Annotated in this window: 9 protein-coding genes; 3 read left to right on the top strand and 6 right to left on the bottom strand. The window is 63.4% G+C overall.

The window, feature by feature from the left end; translation table 11 throughout:
* Positions 1 to 67 precede the first annotated feature (67 nt).
* On the top strand, positions 68 to 1,291 hold the full coding sequence (locus AC56QP_RS24555; RefSeq protein WP_489863116.1) for an SGNH/GDSL hydrolase family protein: 1,224 nt from the start codon (positions 68 to 70) through the stop codon (positions 1,289 to 1,291).
* A 78-nt stretch (positions 1,292 to 1,369) separates the two neighbouring features.
* On the opposite strand, the gene AC56QP_RS24550 is transcribed toward AC56QP_RS24555, so the two are convergent.
* Both AC56QP_RS24550 and gltB read right to left on the bottom strand, forming a co-directional pair.
* Positions 1,370 to 2,824: a glutamate synthase subunit beta gene (locus AC56QP_RS24550; protein ID WP_489863117.1), complete on the bottom strand. Its 1,455-nt coding sequence runs from the start codon at positions 2,822 to 2,824 to the stop codon at positions 1,370 to 1,372.
* 145 nt (positions 2,825 to 2,969) lie between these two features.
* Complete coding sequence (gltB, locus tag AC56QP_RS24545; protein WP_489863118.1) at positions 2,970 to 7,706, bottom strand: glutamate synthase large subunit; 4,737 nt, start codon at positions 7,704 to 7,706, stop codon at positions 2,970 to 2,972.
* A 474-nt stretch (positions 7,707 to 8,180) separates the two neighbouring features.
* Between gltB and AC56QP_RS24540 the strand changes: the two genes are divergently transcribed.
* Positions 8,181 to 9,233, top strand: a complete 1,053-nt coding sequence (locus AC56QP_RS24540) for a threonine aldolase family protein (RefSeq protein ID WP_489863119.1) — start codon at positions 8,181 to 8,183, stop codon at positions 9,231 to 9,233.
* A 119-nt stretch (positions 9,234 to 9,352) separates the two neighbouring features.
* On the opposite strand, the gene AC56QP_RS24535 is transcribed toward AC56QP_RS24540, so the two are convergent.
* Positions 9,353 to 9,820, bottom strand: a complete 468-nt coding sequence (locus AC56QP_RS24535) for an Hsp20 family protein (RefSeq protein WP_489863120.1) — start codon at positions 9,818 to 9,820, stop codon at positions 9,353 to 9,355.
* Between the two features lie 479 nt (positions 9,821 to 10,299).
* Between AC56QP_RS24535 and AC56QP_RS24530 the strand changes: the two genes are divergently transcribed.
* Positions 10,300 to 11,277 (top strand): alpha/beta fold hydrolase, encoded by a 978-nt coding sequence (locus AC56QP_RS24530; protein WP_489863121.1) that lies wholly within the window; start codon positions 10,300 to 10,302, stop codon positions 11,275 to 11,277.
* A gap of 34 nt (positions 11,278 to 11,311) precedes the next feature.
* Here the strand turns inward: AC56QP_RS24530 and AC56QP_RS24525 are convergent, their stop codons facing one another.
* The 3 genes from AC56QP_RS24525 to AC56QP_RS24515 all read right to left on the bottom strand — a co-directional run bounded on the left by AC56QP_RS24525 (position 11,312) and on the right by AC56QP_RS24515 (position 14,069).
* A complete protein-coding gene (locus AC56QP_RS24525) occupies positions 11,312 to 11,824 on the bottom strand; it encodes a DUF1579 domain-containing protein (RefSeq protein WP_489863122.1) in 513 nt (170 codons plus the stop codon).
* Positions 11,825 to 11,981: 157 nt separating this feature from the next.
* A complete protein-coding gene (gene hisN / locus AC56QP_RS24520; protein ID WP_489863123.1) occupies positions 11,982 to 12,755 on the bottom strand; it encodes a histidinol-phosphatase in 774 nt (257 codons plus the stop codon).
* A gap of 372 nt (positions 12,756 to 13,127) precedes the next feature.
* On the bottom strand, positions 13,128 to 14,069 hold the full coding sequence (locus tag AC56QP_RS24515) for an N-formylglutamate amidohydrolase (RefSeq protein WP_497101001.1): 942 nt from the start codon (positions 14,067 to 14,069) through the stop codon (positions 13,128 to 13,130).
* Positions 14,070 to 14,093 lie beyond the last annotated feature (24 nt).

Raw genomic sequence — 14,093 nt, 5'->3', positions numbered from 1 at the left:
GCGCAAGGTTCTCCTGAAAGTCGATGCGATTTTTCGGGGGGAAGTGCGCCAGGGATGGAGGAAAAAATTGGCTTCGGCTGCGCGCATCGCAAGGCTTGTTCGTCGCGTGCCGGTGCTGATTCTGGCCGTCGTCCTGCTCACCGTCGGTGTTGCGGCGGCCCTCCACAGCCCGGCCGTGGCGCAGGAACAGCAGCAAAGCCGTGGCTGGTCGTTGCGCGATCTCTTGTTTCCGCGCCGCAGCGAGCGGATCGAGCCGCCGCTCGACATCCAGCAGGCGAAGCCAAAGCCGCGCAAGCCCCGCGTCCCGCGTGCGCCGGCCGAGCCAGAAACGCCGATCGTCGAGAAGGCGCCTGATGCCCGCACCGTCCTGGTGGTCGGCGACTTCATGGCGGCCGGCCTTGCCGAAGGCCTCGACACCGCCTTTGGCGAAAACGCCGGCATCAGGATCGTCGCTCGCTCCAATGGCTCGTCCGGCTTCGTGCGCGACGACTTCTACAACTGGCCCGAACAGATCAAGTCGCTGATCGAGACTGAAAAGCCCGCCGCCGTGGTCGTCATGCTGGGATCCAACGACCGCCAGCAGATGAAGGTGGGTGACGTGCGCGAACAGCCTCGGTCCGAGAACTGGACCAAGGAGTATGAGCACCGAACCGACGCGCTCGGCAAAGCCATCGCGGAGGCCAAGGTGCCTTTCCTGTGGGTCGGCATGCCGGCGTTCCGGGTGCCGAAGATGACCTCCGACATGCTTGCCTTCAACGACATCTACCGTCAGGCGGCCGAGGCCCATGGCGGCGAATTCGTCGACGTCTGGGATGGGTTCGTCGACGAGAACGGTGCCTTCGTCACCAGCGGCCCCGACATGAACGGCCAGCCCGTGCGGCTGCGCGCCGATGACGGAATCAACGTGTCGAAGGCCGGCAAGCGCAAGCTCGCCTTCTACACTGAAAAACCGCTGTTGAAGATCCTGGGCCTGACCGCGCCGGGAAGCCCGGTCACGACCGCTCCGGCGGGCGCTCCCGTCGAGGCGCCGGCGCCTGCCGCGGCGCCCATCGTCATCGATCGCACCGCGCCGATGCTGCTCAGCGATCCGGCGCTCGACGGCGGTTCCGAACTGCTGGGCGCGGCACCACCGGCAAAGGCCAATCCGAACCTGCCCGGCGAAAAACTGGTGATCGAGGGCAAGGCATCGCAGGCTTCGCCCGGCCGCGCCGACGATTTCTCGTGGCCGCCCAAGGCAAATCCGGCGGCCACCGCCGCAGCGGTCGATACGACGACGGCGGTCAATCCTTAGGGCCGCGGACCTCTCGGAGGCGGTTACGAAACTCGCTCCTGCCAGTCATATGACCGCGGAGTAGGGTCTCCAACGGGCTCAGCGAGGCAATACGCTCGATCCCATCAGCGCCTCGTCGATCGAACGCGCCGCCTGGCGGCCCTCACGGATCGCCCAGACGACCAGCGACTGGCCACGACGCACGTCTCCCGCAGCGTAGAGCCTGTCGACGCTGGTCCTGTAGTCGCGGTCATTGGCCTCGACGTTGCGCGAACGGCGGCTGTCGGTGGCGATCTTCATCTGCCCGTCCAGCTCCGACACCACCCCGGCGGCAGCCGGTCCGGCAAAGCCGATGGCGATGAAGGCAAGATCGGCGCGGATGACGAATTCGGTACCGGGGATCGGCTTGCGCTTGTCGTCGACCTCGCAGCACTTGACGCCGGTCAGTTGGCCTTCTTCGCCGATGAACTCGAGCGTCGCCACCTGGAATTCGCGCTCCGCCCCTTCCGCCTGCGAGGACGAGGTGCGCATCTTGGTCGCCCAGTAGGGCCAGACCGAAAGCTTGTCTTCCTTCTCCGGCGGCTGCGGGCGGATGTCTAGCTGGGTGACGCGCACCGCACCCTGGCGGAAGGCGGTGCCGACACAATCGGACGCGGTATCGCCACCGCCGACGACGACGACATGCTGGCCACCGGCGATGATCGGATGCGACGGCCATGCCACCGACTGGATCGGCTCGCCGCCGACGCGCCTGTTCTGCTGCACCAGATAGGGCATCGCGTCATGCACGCCGCCGAGATCATCGCCCGGAATGCCGGCCGCGCGTGGGGTCTCGGAACCACCGCAATAGAGCACGGCATCATGTTCGGCGAGCAGTTCGGCAACCGGCTTGTCGACACCGACATTGACGTCGCAGTGGAAGGTCACGCCCTCGCCCTGCATCTGCTCGATGCGCCGGTCGATATAGTGCTTCTCGATCTTGAAGTCGGGGATGCCGTAGCGCATCAGCCCGCCGGGCCGGCTCTCGCGCTCGTAGACATGCACGTCATGGCCGGCGCGGCCAAGCTGTTGGGCGGCAGCCATGCCGGCTGGACCGGAGCCGATGATGGCGACGCGCTTGCCGGTCTTCTTTTCCGGCGGATAGGGCCTGATGTGACCGGTCTCGTAGGCCTTGTCGGCGATCGCCTGCTCCACCGTCTTGATGGCGACGGGAATGTCCTCGAGGTTCAACGTGCAGGCTTCCTCGCAGGGCGCGGGGCAGATGCGGCCGGTGAATTCCGGGAAGTTGTTGGTCGAATGCAGGTTGCGGATCGCGTTGTCCCAGTCGCCATTGTAGACGAGGTCGTTCCAGTCGGGGATCTGGTTGTGGATCGGGCAGCCCGTCGGCCCGTGGCAGAACGGAATGCCGCAATCCATGCAGCGCGCGGCCTGTTTCTCGACCTCCTTGTCCGACATCGGCAGCGTGAACTCACGGAAATGCCGGATGCGGTCGGAGGCCGGCTGGTACTTGTGCACCTGCCGGTCGATTTCGAGAAAGCCTGTTACCTTGCCCATAGTCCAGTTCCTGCTGTCCAGATGGTGCGGTTTTCGCCGCACCCGTTAACCTCTTGAGGCAGCCATGGCAACCTTCCGCACGAGGTCAAACTGTCGTTGAAAGTTGGGGCCGGGAAACCTGGGCTTCCCGGCAATTCCAAAAAGTCTATTCGGCCGCCACGCCCATGCGCATGCGTTCCATCTCGATCAGCGCACGTCGGTATTCGACCGGCATGATCTTGCGGAATTTCGGCCGGAACGTCGCCCAGTCGTCGAGGATCTCGCGACCGCGCGCCGAGCCGGTATAGTGCACATGGTTGGAGATCAGCTGGTAGAGCCGCTCCTCGTCATGGCTGGTCATGTCACCCGATACGTCGACGCGACCCTTGTGGTCGAGGTCGCCGCCATGATGCAGCAGTCTTTCCATCAGATCGTCTTCTTCCGGCACCGGTTCCAGCTCGACCATCGCCATGTTGCAGCGTTCGGCGAAATCGCCCGCCTCGTCGAGCACATAGGCGACGCCGCCCGACATGCCGGCGGCGAAGTTGCGGCCGGTCTGGCCGATGACGACGACGATGCCGCCGGTCATGTACTCGCAGCCATGATCGCCAACACCTTCGACGACGGCGGCCACGCCCGAATTGCGCACCGCGAAACGCTCACCGGCGACACCGGCGAAATAGGCCTCGCCCTCGGTCGCACCGTAGAGCACGGTGTTGCCGACGATGATGGATTCCGCCGCGACGATCTTGGAGTTCTCCGGTGGCCGGATGACAATGCGTCCTCCCGACAGCCCCTTGCCGACATAGTCATTGCCGGCGCCGACGAGGTCGAACGAGATGCCGCGCGCCAGGAAGGCGCCGAAGGACTGGCCAGCGGTTCCGGTCAGCTTCACCGAGATCGTGTCCTCGCGCAGGCCCTTGTGCTTGAAGCGCTTGGCCACTTCGCCCGACAACATGGCGCCCGTCGAGCGGTCGACATTGCGGATGTCGACCTCGATCTTGACCGGCTGCTTGCTCTCGAGAGCCGGCTTTGCCAGTTCGATCAGCTTGCGGTCGAGCACGTCGTCGATCGGATGCTTCTGGCGTTCCGTCCAGTGCACGGCTTCATGCGGCGCATCCGGCTTGAAGAACATCTTGCTGAAGTCGAGCCCGCGCGCCTTCCAGTGCACGATCAGGTCGCGCTTTTCCAGAAGGTCGGTATCGCCGATGATCTGGTCGATATGGGTGTAGCCCATCTCGGCGAGCAGCGCCCTCACCTCTTCCGCCACATAGAAGAAGAAGTTGATGACGTGCTCGGGCGTGCCCTTGAAGCGCTTGCGCAGCACCGGATCCTGCGTCGCGACACCGACCGGACAGGTGTTGAGGTGGCACTTGCGCATCATGATGCAGCCGGCCGCGATCAGCGGCGCGGTCGAGAAGCCGAACTCGTCGGCACCGAGCAACGCGCCGATGATGACGTCGCGGCCGGTGCGCAACCCGCCATCGACCTGCAGCGCGACGCGCGAGCGCAGGCCGTTCAGCACCAGCGTCTGGTGCGTCTCGGCCAGGCCCATTTCCCACGGGCTGCCGGCGTGCTTGAGCGAGGTCAGCGGCGACGCACCGGTGCCGCCATCATAGCCCGAGATGGTGATGTGGTCGGCGCGCGCCTTGGCGACGCCCGCCGCAACCGTGCCGACGCCGACTTCCGACACCAGCTTGACCGACACGTCGGCCGCCGGATTGACGTTCTTCAGATCGTAGATCAGCTGCGCCAGATCCTCGATCGAATAGATGTCGTGATGCGGCGGCGGCGAGATGAGGCCGACGCCCGGCGTCGAATGCCGGACCTTGGCGATGGTGGCGTCGACCTTGTGGCCGGGCAACTGGCCGCCCTCGCCGGGCTTGGCGCCCTGCGCCACCTTGATCTGCATGACATCGGAATTGACGAGGTATTCCGCCGTCACGCCGAAACGACCCGAGGCGACCTGCTTGATCGCCGAGCGTTCGGGGTTCTTGCCGCCGCCAGGCAGTGGCAGATAACGGTCGGCCTCTTCGCCGCCCTCGCCGGTGTTGGACTTGCCGCCGATCTGGTTCATGGCGCGCGCCAGCGTGGTGTGCGCCTCCCGCGAGATCGAACCGAAGGACATCGCTCCGGTCGAAAACCGCTTGACGATGTCAGCCGCCGGCATCACCTCGTCGAGAGCGACCTTCTTGCGGCCAGTCTCGTCCGCGAGCTTGATCCTGAACAGGCCGCGAATGGTCTGGGCCCGCGCCGTCTCGCTGTCGATCTGGGCGGAATAGTCCTTGAACGTCTCCCAAGAACCCTGGCGCACGGCATGCTGCAGGGTGGCGACCGCATCGGGCGACCATATATGCGCCTCGCCGCGCATGCGGAACATGTATTCGCCGCCGACTTCGAGGCTGTTGCGCAGCACCGGATCGTTGCCGAAGCCGTCGGTGTGGCGGCTGAGCGTCTCGGCCGCGATCTCGTCCAGTCCGACGCCTTCGATCAGCGTGGCGGTGCCGGTGAAATACTTCTGCACGAAATCCGACTTCAGCCCGATGGCGTCGAATATCTGCGCCCCGCAATAGGACTGGTAGGTCGAGATGCCCATCTTGGACATCACCTTGAGGATGCCCTTGCCGATCGACTTGATGTAGCGGGAGACAACCTCGTAGGCGTCGACTTCCGCTGGCAATTCACCACGCTTGTGCATGTCGGTGAGCGTGTCGAAGGCGAGATAGGGATTGATCGCTTCGGCGCCGTAGCCGGCAAGGCAGCAGAAATGATGCACTTCACGCGGCTCGCCGGATTCCACGACAAGGCCGACGGAGGTGCGCAGGCCCTTGCGGATCAGGTGATGATGGACCGCGGCGGTGGCCAGCAGCGCCGGTATGGCGATACGGTCCGGCCCGACCTGGCGGTCGGACAGGATGATGATGTTGTAGCCGCCGGCGACCGCCGCCTCCGCTCGCTCGCACAGGCGGTCGATGGCGCCCTGCATGCCCGCGGCCCCTTCATTCGAGGCATAGGTGATGTCGATCGTCTTGGTGTCGAAACGGTCCTCGGTGTGGCCGATGGAGCGGATCTTCTCGAGATCGCCATTGGTCAGGATCGGCTGGCGCACTTCGAGCCGCTTGCGGCGTGAATTGCCGACCAGGTCGAAGATGTTGGGACGTGGTCCGATGAAGGAGACCAGGCTCATCACCAGTTCCTCGCGGATCGGGTCGATCGGCGGGTTGGTGACCTGGGCGAAGTTCTGCTTGAAATAGGTGTAGAGCAGCTTCGACCTGTCCGACATGGCCGAGATCGGCGTGTCGGTGCCCATCGAGCCGACCGCTTCCTGGCCTGTGGTCGCCATCGGCGACATCAAAAGCTTGGTGTCTTCCTGGCTGTAGCCGAACGCCTGCTGACGGTCGAGCAGGCTGACATCCTTGCGCAGCGCGCGCGGCTCGACCGGCTTCAGGTCTTCCAGGATGAGCTGCGTGTTGGCGAGCCAGGTCTTGTAGGGATGCTTGGTCGCGATCTCCGACTTGAGCTCCTCGTCGGAGACGATGCGCCCCTTCTCCAGGTCGATCAGAAGCATGCGGCCAGGCTGCAGCCGCCACTTCTTGACGATCCTCTCCTCCGGCACCGGCAGCACGCCGGCCTCCGAGGCCATGATGACGCGGTCATCGTCGGTGACGATGTAGCGCGCCGGGCGCAGTCCGTTGCGGTCGAGCGTGGCGCCGATCTGACGGCCGTCGGTGAAGACGACCGCCGCCGGGCCGTCCCACGGCTCCATAAGTGCTGCATGGTATTCGTAGAAGGCCTTGCGGTCGGCATCCATGAGCTTGTTGCCGGCCCAGGCTTCCGGGATCAGCATCATCATGGCGTGGCTGAGCTTGTAGCCACCCTGGAACAGGAACTCGAGCGCATTGTCGAAGCATGCGGTGTCGGACTGGCCGTCGTAGGAAATCGGCCAAAGCTTCGAGATGTTGTTGCCGAACAGCTCGGAATCGACCGACGCCTGGCGCGCCGCCATCCAGTTGTTGTTGCCGCGCACGGTGTTGATCTCGCCATTGTGCGCGACCATGCGATACGGATGCGCCAGCTTCCACGACGGGAAGGTGTTGGTCGAGAAGCGCTGGTGGACAAGGATCAGCGCGGTTTCGAAGCGCGGATCGGTCAGGTCCTTGTAATAGGCGCCGACCTGATAGGCCAGGAACATGCCCTTGTAGACGATGGTGCGCGCCGACAGCGACACGCAGTAGGCACCGATGTCCTTGTTGTCGTTCTCGGCGTAGATGCGGCCCGATATGACCTTGCGCAGCAGATAGAGCCTGGCCTCGTACTCCTCGTCGTCGGTGATGTCGGCTGTACGGCCGATGAAGATCTGCCGATGGAACGGCTCGGACGCGGCGATGTCCGGAGCCTTCGACAGGGAGGAATTGTCGACCGGCACGTCACGGAAACCGATGAGCGGAAGCCCCTCGGAATGCGCCGATTCGGCGATGATATCCTCGATATGGGCACGCAGTGCCGCGTCCTGCGGCATGAACCAGTGTCCGACGCCGTACTGACCCACCGGCGGCAGTTCGACGCCCTGGGCCGCCATCTCCTCGCGGAAGAAACGGTCTGGAAGCTGCACCAGAACGCCGGCACCATCGCCCACCAGCGGATCGGCGCCGACGGCGCCGCGATGCGTCAGGTTCTCAAGCACGGCAAGCCCGTCCTTGACGATCTGATGCGACTTCACGCCCTTCATGTTGACGATGAAGCCGACGCCGCAGGCGTCATGCTCGTTGCGCGGATCGTAGAGGCCTTGGGCGGAAAAACCGGTGGTGGTTCGGCCAATATTGGATCGGGAGGTATTTTTGACGGTTGCCGCTTTCGTCTGCGCGGCCTGGCCGTTCGTCGCAGAGAGCGTCATGTCCGTCATCGTCCTGTCCTCCGTTCCCAGCCCTTCGGGCGCTGGTTTGCCTCGGCAAGCGCTTGGCCCACCCTTGATCCTTACGGCACGTCTTGCGAAATCCTTGCCGAACCAGGCGGCTTTCCGCATGGCTCGTATTCGTACAGGCCAGATTGAGGCCGTCCACCTGTCGCTCGCGGCAATAGCCGGAGAGGCCCAAATGATACGCCAATCCAGCCTGTTTTGTGCGACAAAATAAGACAGCACTACTGTCCTAAATTTTTATGACAGAAATCCTGGACGCACGCAAGACCGATTCACAAAAAACTTGGTCGGCAGACGACAGAAAATTACGTGAAGCTGGGCAGAAACGTAAGCTTCGGTCGCCGGCCGCTGCCCGGCCAGCTTGGCTGGCTTTAGTGGTTTTCCAGTGCCTGGCCCTTGCGAGAACGCCATGAAACCGGCCAAGGTCACGGCGACTTCCCCAAAAACACAGGCAGATGCATGTTCTTCGCTTCCGACAATTGGGCAGGCGCCCATCCCAACATCGCCGCCGGCCTGTCCGCCAATGCCGGCGGCTTTTCCACCGCCTATGGCGACGGCGCACTCGACCAGGCCATCTACCGGCGCTTCAGCGAGATTTTCGAACGCGAGGTCGCGGTGTTCTTCGTGGCAACGGGTACAGCCGCCAACTCACTGTCTTTGACCACCTTCAACAAGCCCGGCGGTATTTCCTTCGCCCACCGCGAATCGCATGTCATCGAAGATGAATGCGGCGCGCCGGAGTATTTCTCCGGCGGCTCGCGTCTGCATGCCGTCGACGGCGCGCTGGGCAAGGTCGATCCGCACAATCTGGAAAGGGCCATTGGCCGCTTCGCGCCCGAAATCGTCCATTGGGGGCGGCCGATGGCCGTTTCGGTCACGCAGTCGACCGAGGTCGGCACCATCTACGGTCTGGATGAGATCGAGACGATTTCAGCGATCGCCAAAAGGCATTCCGTGCCGCTGCACATGGACGGCGCGCGCTTTGCCAACGCGCTGGTCGCGCTCGAAACGACGCCGGCCGAAATGACCTGGAAACGCGGCGTCGACATCCTGTCCTTCGGCGGCACCAAGAATGGCTGCTGGTGCGCGGAAGCGATCGTGCTGTTCGATCTCGACCGCGCCAGGGAATTGGCCTTCCTGCGCAAACGCGCCGCCCAGCTGTTTTCCAAGTCGCGCTTCGTCGCGGCGCAGTTCGAAGCCTATTTTCAGGGTGGGCTGTGGCTCGACACAGCCAGGCATGCCAATGCCATGGCCGCCCGCCTTGCGGCGGCGATCGAGGACTCGGCCTCGGCGAAGCTGGCATGGCTGCCGCAGGCGAATGAGGTGTTCGCGGTGATCAAGAAAGCCGAAGCCGAAAGGCTGCAGGCGGCGGGCGCTGCCTTCTACGACTGGCACAAGCCGCACGGCTTCGACGGCCATATCGGCGAGGACGAGTTGCTCTATCGTTTCGTCACCAGTTTCGCCACGACGGCCGAAGAGGTCGACCGCTTTGGCCAGATGATCGCCGGATAATCGGTTTCACCGGCAACGAAAAAGCGGCGCCTTTCGGCGCCGCTTCCGTCTCGGGAGGAGACTTTAATGCGATTCCAGAAAAAGCGTGAAGCGGTTTTCCGGAATTGCGTCAGAACACGTTAAGCAGCGGTCTTGGCCTCGATCTGCTTGGCCTTGGCCGGAGCCGAGCTGATCGCGATCTTGCGCGGCTTCAGCTCTTCGGGAATGTTGCGCTTGAGGTCGACGAAGAGCAGGCCGTTCTTAAGTGTGGCGCCGACGACGTCGACATGGTCGGCAAGCTGGAAGCGGCGCTCGAAGGCCCTGGAGGCAATGCCGCGATAGAGCAGTTCGGAACCTTCACCGGTGCCCTCGTCCTTGCGCTCGCCTTTCACGGTCAGCACGTTGCGGTGGGCTTCGATCGAGATTTCGTCGTCAGAGAAGCCGGCAACCGCCATCGAGATCCGGTAGGAATCCCCGCCGGTGCGCTCAATGTTGTAGGGCGGATAAGTCTGCGCGCCGTCAGGCTGCGCGAGCGAATCGAGCATGGTGAACAGACGGTCGAAGCCGACGGTCGAACGATAAAGCGGGGAAAAATCAACGTGACGCATGAGGTGTTCTCCTGTTGAGCAACATGGTTTGCGTATGGCCGCTGCGAAACCCACGATCGGCGTTTCGTATGGACCAGCGGCCCCGACATTGGCGACCGCATCCAACATTTGGGGAGCGCTCGAAAACTTTTCAAGATTTCGCCTGTCGGCAAAAAACGACCGGCGACGTGCTCGATGAACGGCAGATGAACCGCCGCTTCGGCGTCCGTTCAGACTGCCGGCGCTAGGGTGTCCCCAGGATCAAGGACAGGCGGCGCCGGATTTCAGAGGCAGGTGCCGCGACGAGGCCGAACCGGGTGTTAACGTCCCTTCCTCCCGGATCGACAGAGGCCGGAGGCACGCGTGAAGCGGCTTCCGGCCTTCCCATTGCAGCTCCCCATCTCCCGGAATTCCTTTGCTTTTGGCGCATGGGCGTCTATCACCTTAGCGGAGCCAGCCAGCACCGGCGGGCACGCCAGACGCCAAGCACGAAGCGCCGAATGACGGATCTTGTCCACGACATCCCCCTTTTTCACGAAATCGAGGGCAATCCGCGACCGAAAAACGCCACTGGCGGCTTCTTCACCACCCGTGACGGCAAGAAGATCCGCTACGGCCTGTTTGCAGCGGTCGCACGCCCGTTGAAGGGCACCGTGGTCGTCCTGTCCGGCCGCAACGAGTGCATCGAGAAGTACTTCGAAACCATCCGCAACCTTGCCGATCGCGGCTTCGGCGTTGCCACCCTCGACTGGCGCGGCCAGGGCGATTCCGACCGGCTGATCCGCGACCGCCAGCGCGGCTACGTCAGGAGCTTCCGCGACTATACCGCGGACCTGGAACAGTTCTTCGAGGAGATCGTGCTGCCCGACTGCCGCGGACCGTATTATATCCTCGCCCATTCGGCCGGTGCATTGATCACGCTGCTTGCCGCGCCGTCGATGGTGAACCGCGTGCGGCGCATGGTGCTGATTGCGCCGTTCCTGACGCTTCCCGATCTACCGGTCTCGATCAGAACGGTTCGCCGCGTCTGTTCGTTTTTCTGCGCGCTCGGCCTTGGCCGGCTCTACGCCGCATGGGGTCCGCGGCCTAAGGTGACAGCGCCCTTCGACGCCAACAAGCTGACTTCCGATCCCGTGCGCTATCGACGCAACACGCGCATCTACGAAGAGTATCCGCAACTGGCGCTTGGCGGCCCGACAATCCGCTGGCTACGGGCGGCCGCGAAGGCATCCGAGGCCGTCAGCGATCCCGACTTCATGGCCAGGATCCAAGTTCCTTTGCTGGTGATCGCCGCTGGCGCCGACCAGGTCGTCTCGACCAAGGCGGTGGAAGCCTATGCCCGGCAACTGCGGCTCGGCTCGCTGCTGATGATCGACGGCTCCCGCCATGAAATCCTGCAGGAAGCCGATTTTTACCGCGAGCAGTTGCTGGCTGCCTTCGACGCCTTCATTCCAGGCAGCGACGACCCGACGCTCTGATGCCGGAGCACAAGGTTAGCGTCTTTTCGCCGACTTATCCCCGACGGGCGAAGTCCATGATCCAGTTGGTCTCCCAGCTCGTGCCGCCATCCACCGAGAAGGCCTGCTCCCAGCGCGCCGTATTTTGCGTGATCCCTGACCAGAGGAAGCGAACCCGGATCGGCCTGCTGTCGAAGACATCCTCGCACAGGAATATGCCGACGCCGTCGGAGAACGCACCGCGCATCGGCACGTCGATGGTCAGGGGATTGCGGCCATCGATCCACCAGATCGACCATTGCCTCGTCGCCGGATCGAAGGTTCGCACCGTGGCCGCACGATAGGCGCCGCCCGGCAGCTCGATCACATTGTCGTCGACATTGCCGAGCCCGCCGAGCAGCGAGCGCACCACGCATGTGCCACCGAACACGTCCCAATTGCCGTCGCCTGCCAGGCGCTTTTGCAGCCTTCTATGGCTGACGTCCCAGTTGCCGAAGAAGAAATCGAAATCGCTGCGGCCATCCACCGGAACGTCATTGACGCGGCTGACTGTTGATTGCGTCGGCATGTGGTCCTCCCCAGGTGAGATCCTCCCATAACAGAAGGGTACTGACACCTGTCTGTCAGGAGGGTTGCCCTGCCGGATTGGCAATCGATGCCTTAACCCGAACCTGCGCGTCACCGCGCCAGGGTCCGTCGAGATCCAGGCTGAATATCAGCGGACCTTAACCGCGCAAGGCCGCCATCGCGGCCGCATGCAGCTCCGGCGTCGCCGCCGCCAGCACGTCGCCCCCCTTTTCCGCCGGTCCGCCGTCGAAGGTGGTGACGACGCCGCCCGCCTTCTCGATGATCGGGATCAGCGCCACGATGTCGTAAGGCTTCAATCCGGGATCGGCGACGATGTCGACGCTTCCTGACGCGACCATGGCGAAGGCATAGCAATCGGTGCCGTAGCGGGCGAGTTGCACCTGCTTTTCGAACTGATCGTAGCGCTTGCGCGCCTCGCCCTGGTAGAGCGCCGGCGTCGTGGTGAAGAACGTCGCATCGGCAAGCTTCGTGGTCTTGCGAGTTGTCAGCTTGCGTGGGCCGCCCGGTCCCTCATAGTGCGAGCCCGAGGCATTGGCGTAGAAGAGCTCGCCGGTGAAGGGCTGCGACATCATGCCGGCGACGGCGTCGCCATCGACTGTCAGCCCGACCAGCGTCCCCCACACCGGCAGGCCGGAGATGAAGGCGCGCGTGCCGTCGATCGGATCGATCACCCAGACATTCCTGCTGGTGGTATTCTCGCTGCCATGCTCCTCGCCGAGGATGCCGTGGTCTGGATACTCCGCCGATATGAGCGCCCGGATGGCGCGTTCGGCCTCGCGGTCGGCTTCGGTGACCGGATCGAAACTGCCCTTTTCCTTGTTGGCGACCGCGCCCTGGCGGCGAAAACGCGGCAGGGTTTCCGCCGCTGCCGCCTGCGCAATGCGACGCATGAAATCGATGCTGATGTCCAACTGATTCTCCCGCATTGCAGCATGGCCAAGCCATGCTCTGCCGCCACTTTCCAGCCAAGACAAGGGTGTTCGACGACTTTTCCGCTGCGACAACCGTTGCCGAAATGTCACACCGATATCATCGAAACGCAATTTCCACATCACTATGAATTAAAAAAGCCTGAAGATCGCTTGACATTTGTGCAGCGCACAATACCCTCAGCCTTGGACAGGTTTTCCTGTCCATGCCCTCCTTGGGCGTTTCCTCCCTAGACTTCGACCGTATCGTGCAAACGATGCGGTCTTTTTTTTATGCCGCAATTCCCGATGCATGTCGCCCAAAAGTGCGCGGCGGTCTTGGGACAACGACTTGTATAGAAACAAGCCTCGATTTCACTCCGCGGCCAGCGGCAGGTCAACGAAATGATGGTCGGGCATCGCCATCAGATCCGCCGAGAAACGCGTCAGATCGTCGGCCAGCGCGTCGAACCCGGCGGCCTTCTCGAAGGTCCGCTCGTTCATGTAGAGCCCGCGATTGACCTCGATCTGCAGCGCAAGCAGATGACGCGCCGGGCGACCGTAGTGTTCGGTGATGAAGCCGCCGGCATAGGGTTTGTTGTGGGCGACGGTATAGCCCATGGCGGTGAGCAGACCGATGGCGGTCTCGGTCAATGCCGCGGTGGCCGAGATGCCGAAACGGTCACCGATGATGAAATCGGGCCGCAAACCGTTGTCGCCGACACGGATGCTCGCCGGCATCGAATGACAGTCGATCAGCACGGCAAAGCCGAAGCGGGCATGGGTTCTGGTCAAAAGCCGTTTCAGCGTCTCATGATAGGGCTTGTAGACGGCCTCGATGCGGGCGACCGCTTCGGCCAAAGGCAAGCGGCCGGAATAGATATCCAGCCCCTCGCCCACCAGCTTGGGTACGGTGCCGAGCCCGCCGGCCACCCGCGCCGACCGGATGTTGCAGAAGGACGGCACCGGCTCGGCGAACATGCGCGGATCGAGTTCCCAGGGCTCGCGGTTGACGTCGAGATAGGCGCGCGGGAAGTTCGCCGCCAGCATCGGCGCGCCAAGTGCGACGGCGCCGCCGAACAGCTCATCGACATAGCAATCCTCCGACCGGCGGATGGCGTTGCGGTCCAGCCTTGCCATGGCAAGGAAGCGCTCCGGATAGTAGCGACCGCTATGCGGTGAGTTGAAGAGGAAGGGGACGCGCTGCTCGGCGCCCGACCGGATCTCGAAGGGGGGAACGACCGAAAAATCCTCGGCTGCCGTCTTCAATTTGAGCGAACCCGAAAACACCAGTGCATCATTGTGTGAAAGTGCCACCTTGCTGGCCGCGTGTCCAGCATT

The sequence above is a fragment of the Mesorhizobium sp. RCAM 05104 genome, from assembly GCF_059683645.1.
Note: the sequence above shows the minus strand (reverse complement) of the source record. Positions and strands in the feature narration are given on the sequence as shown.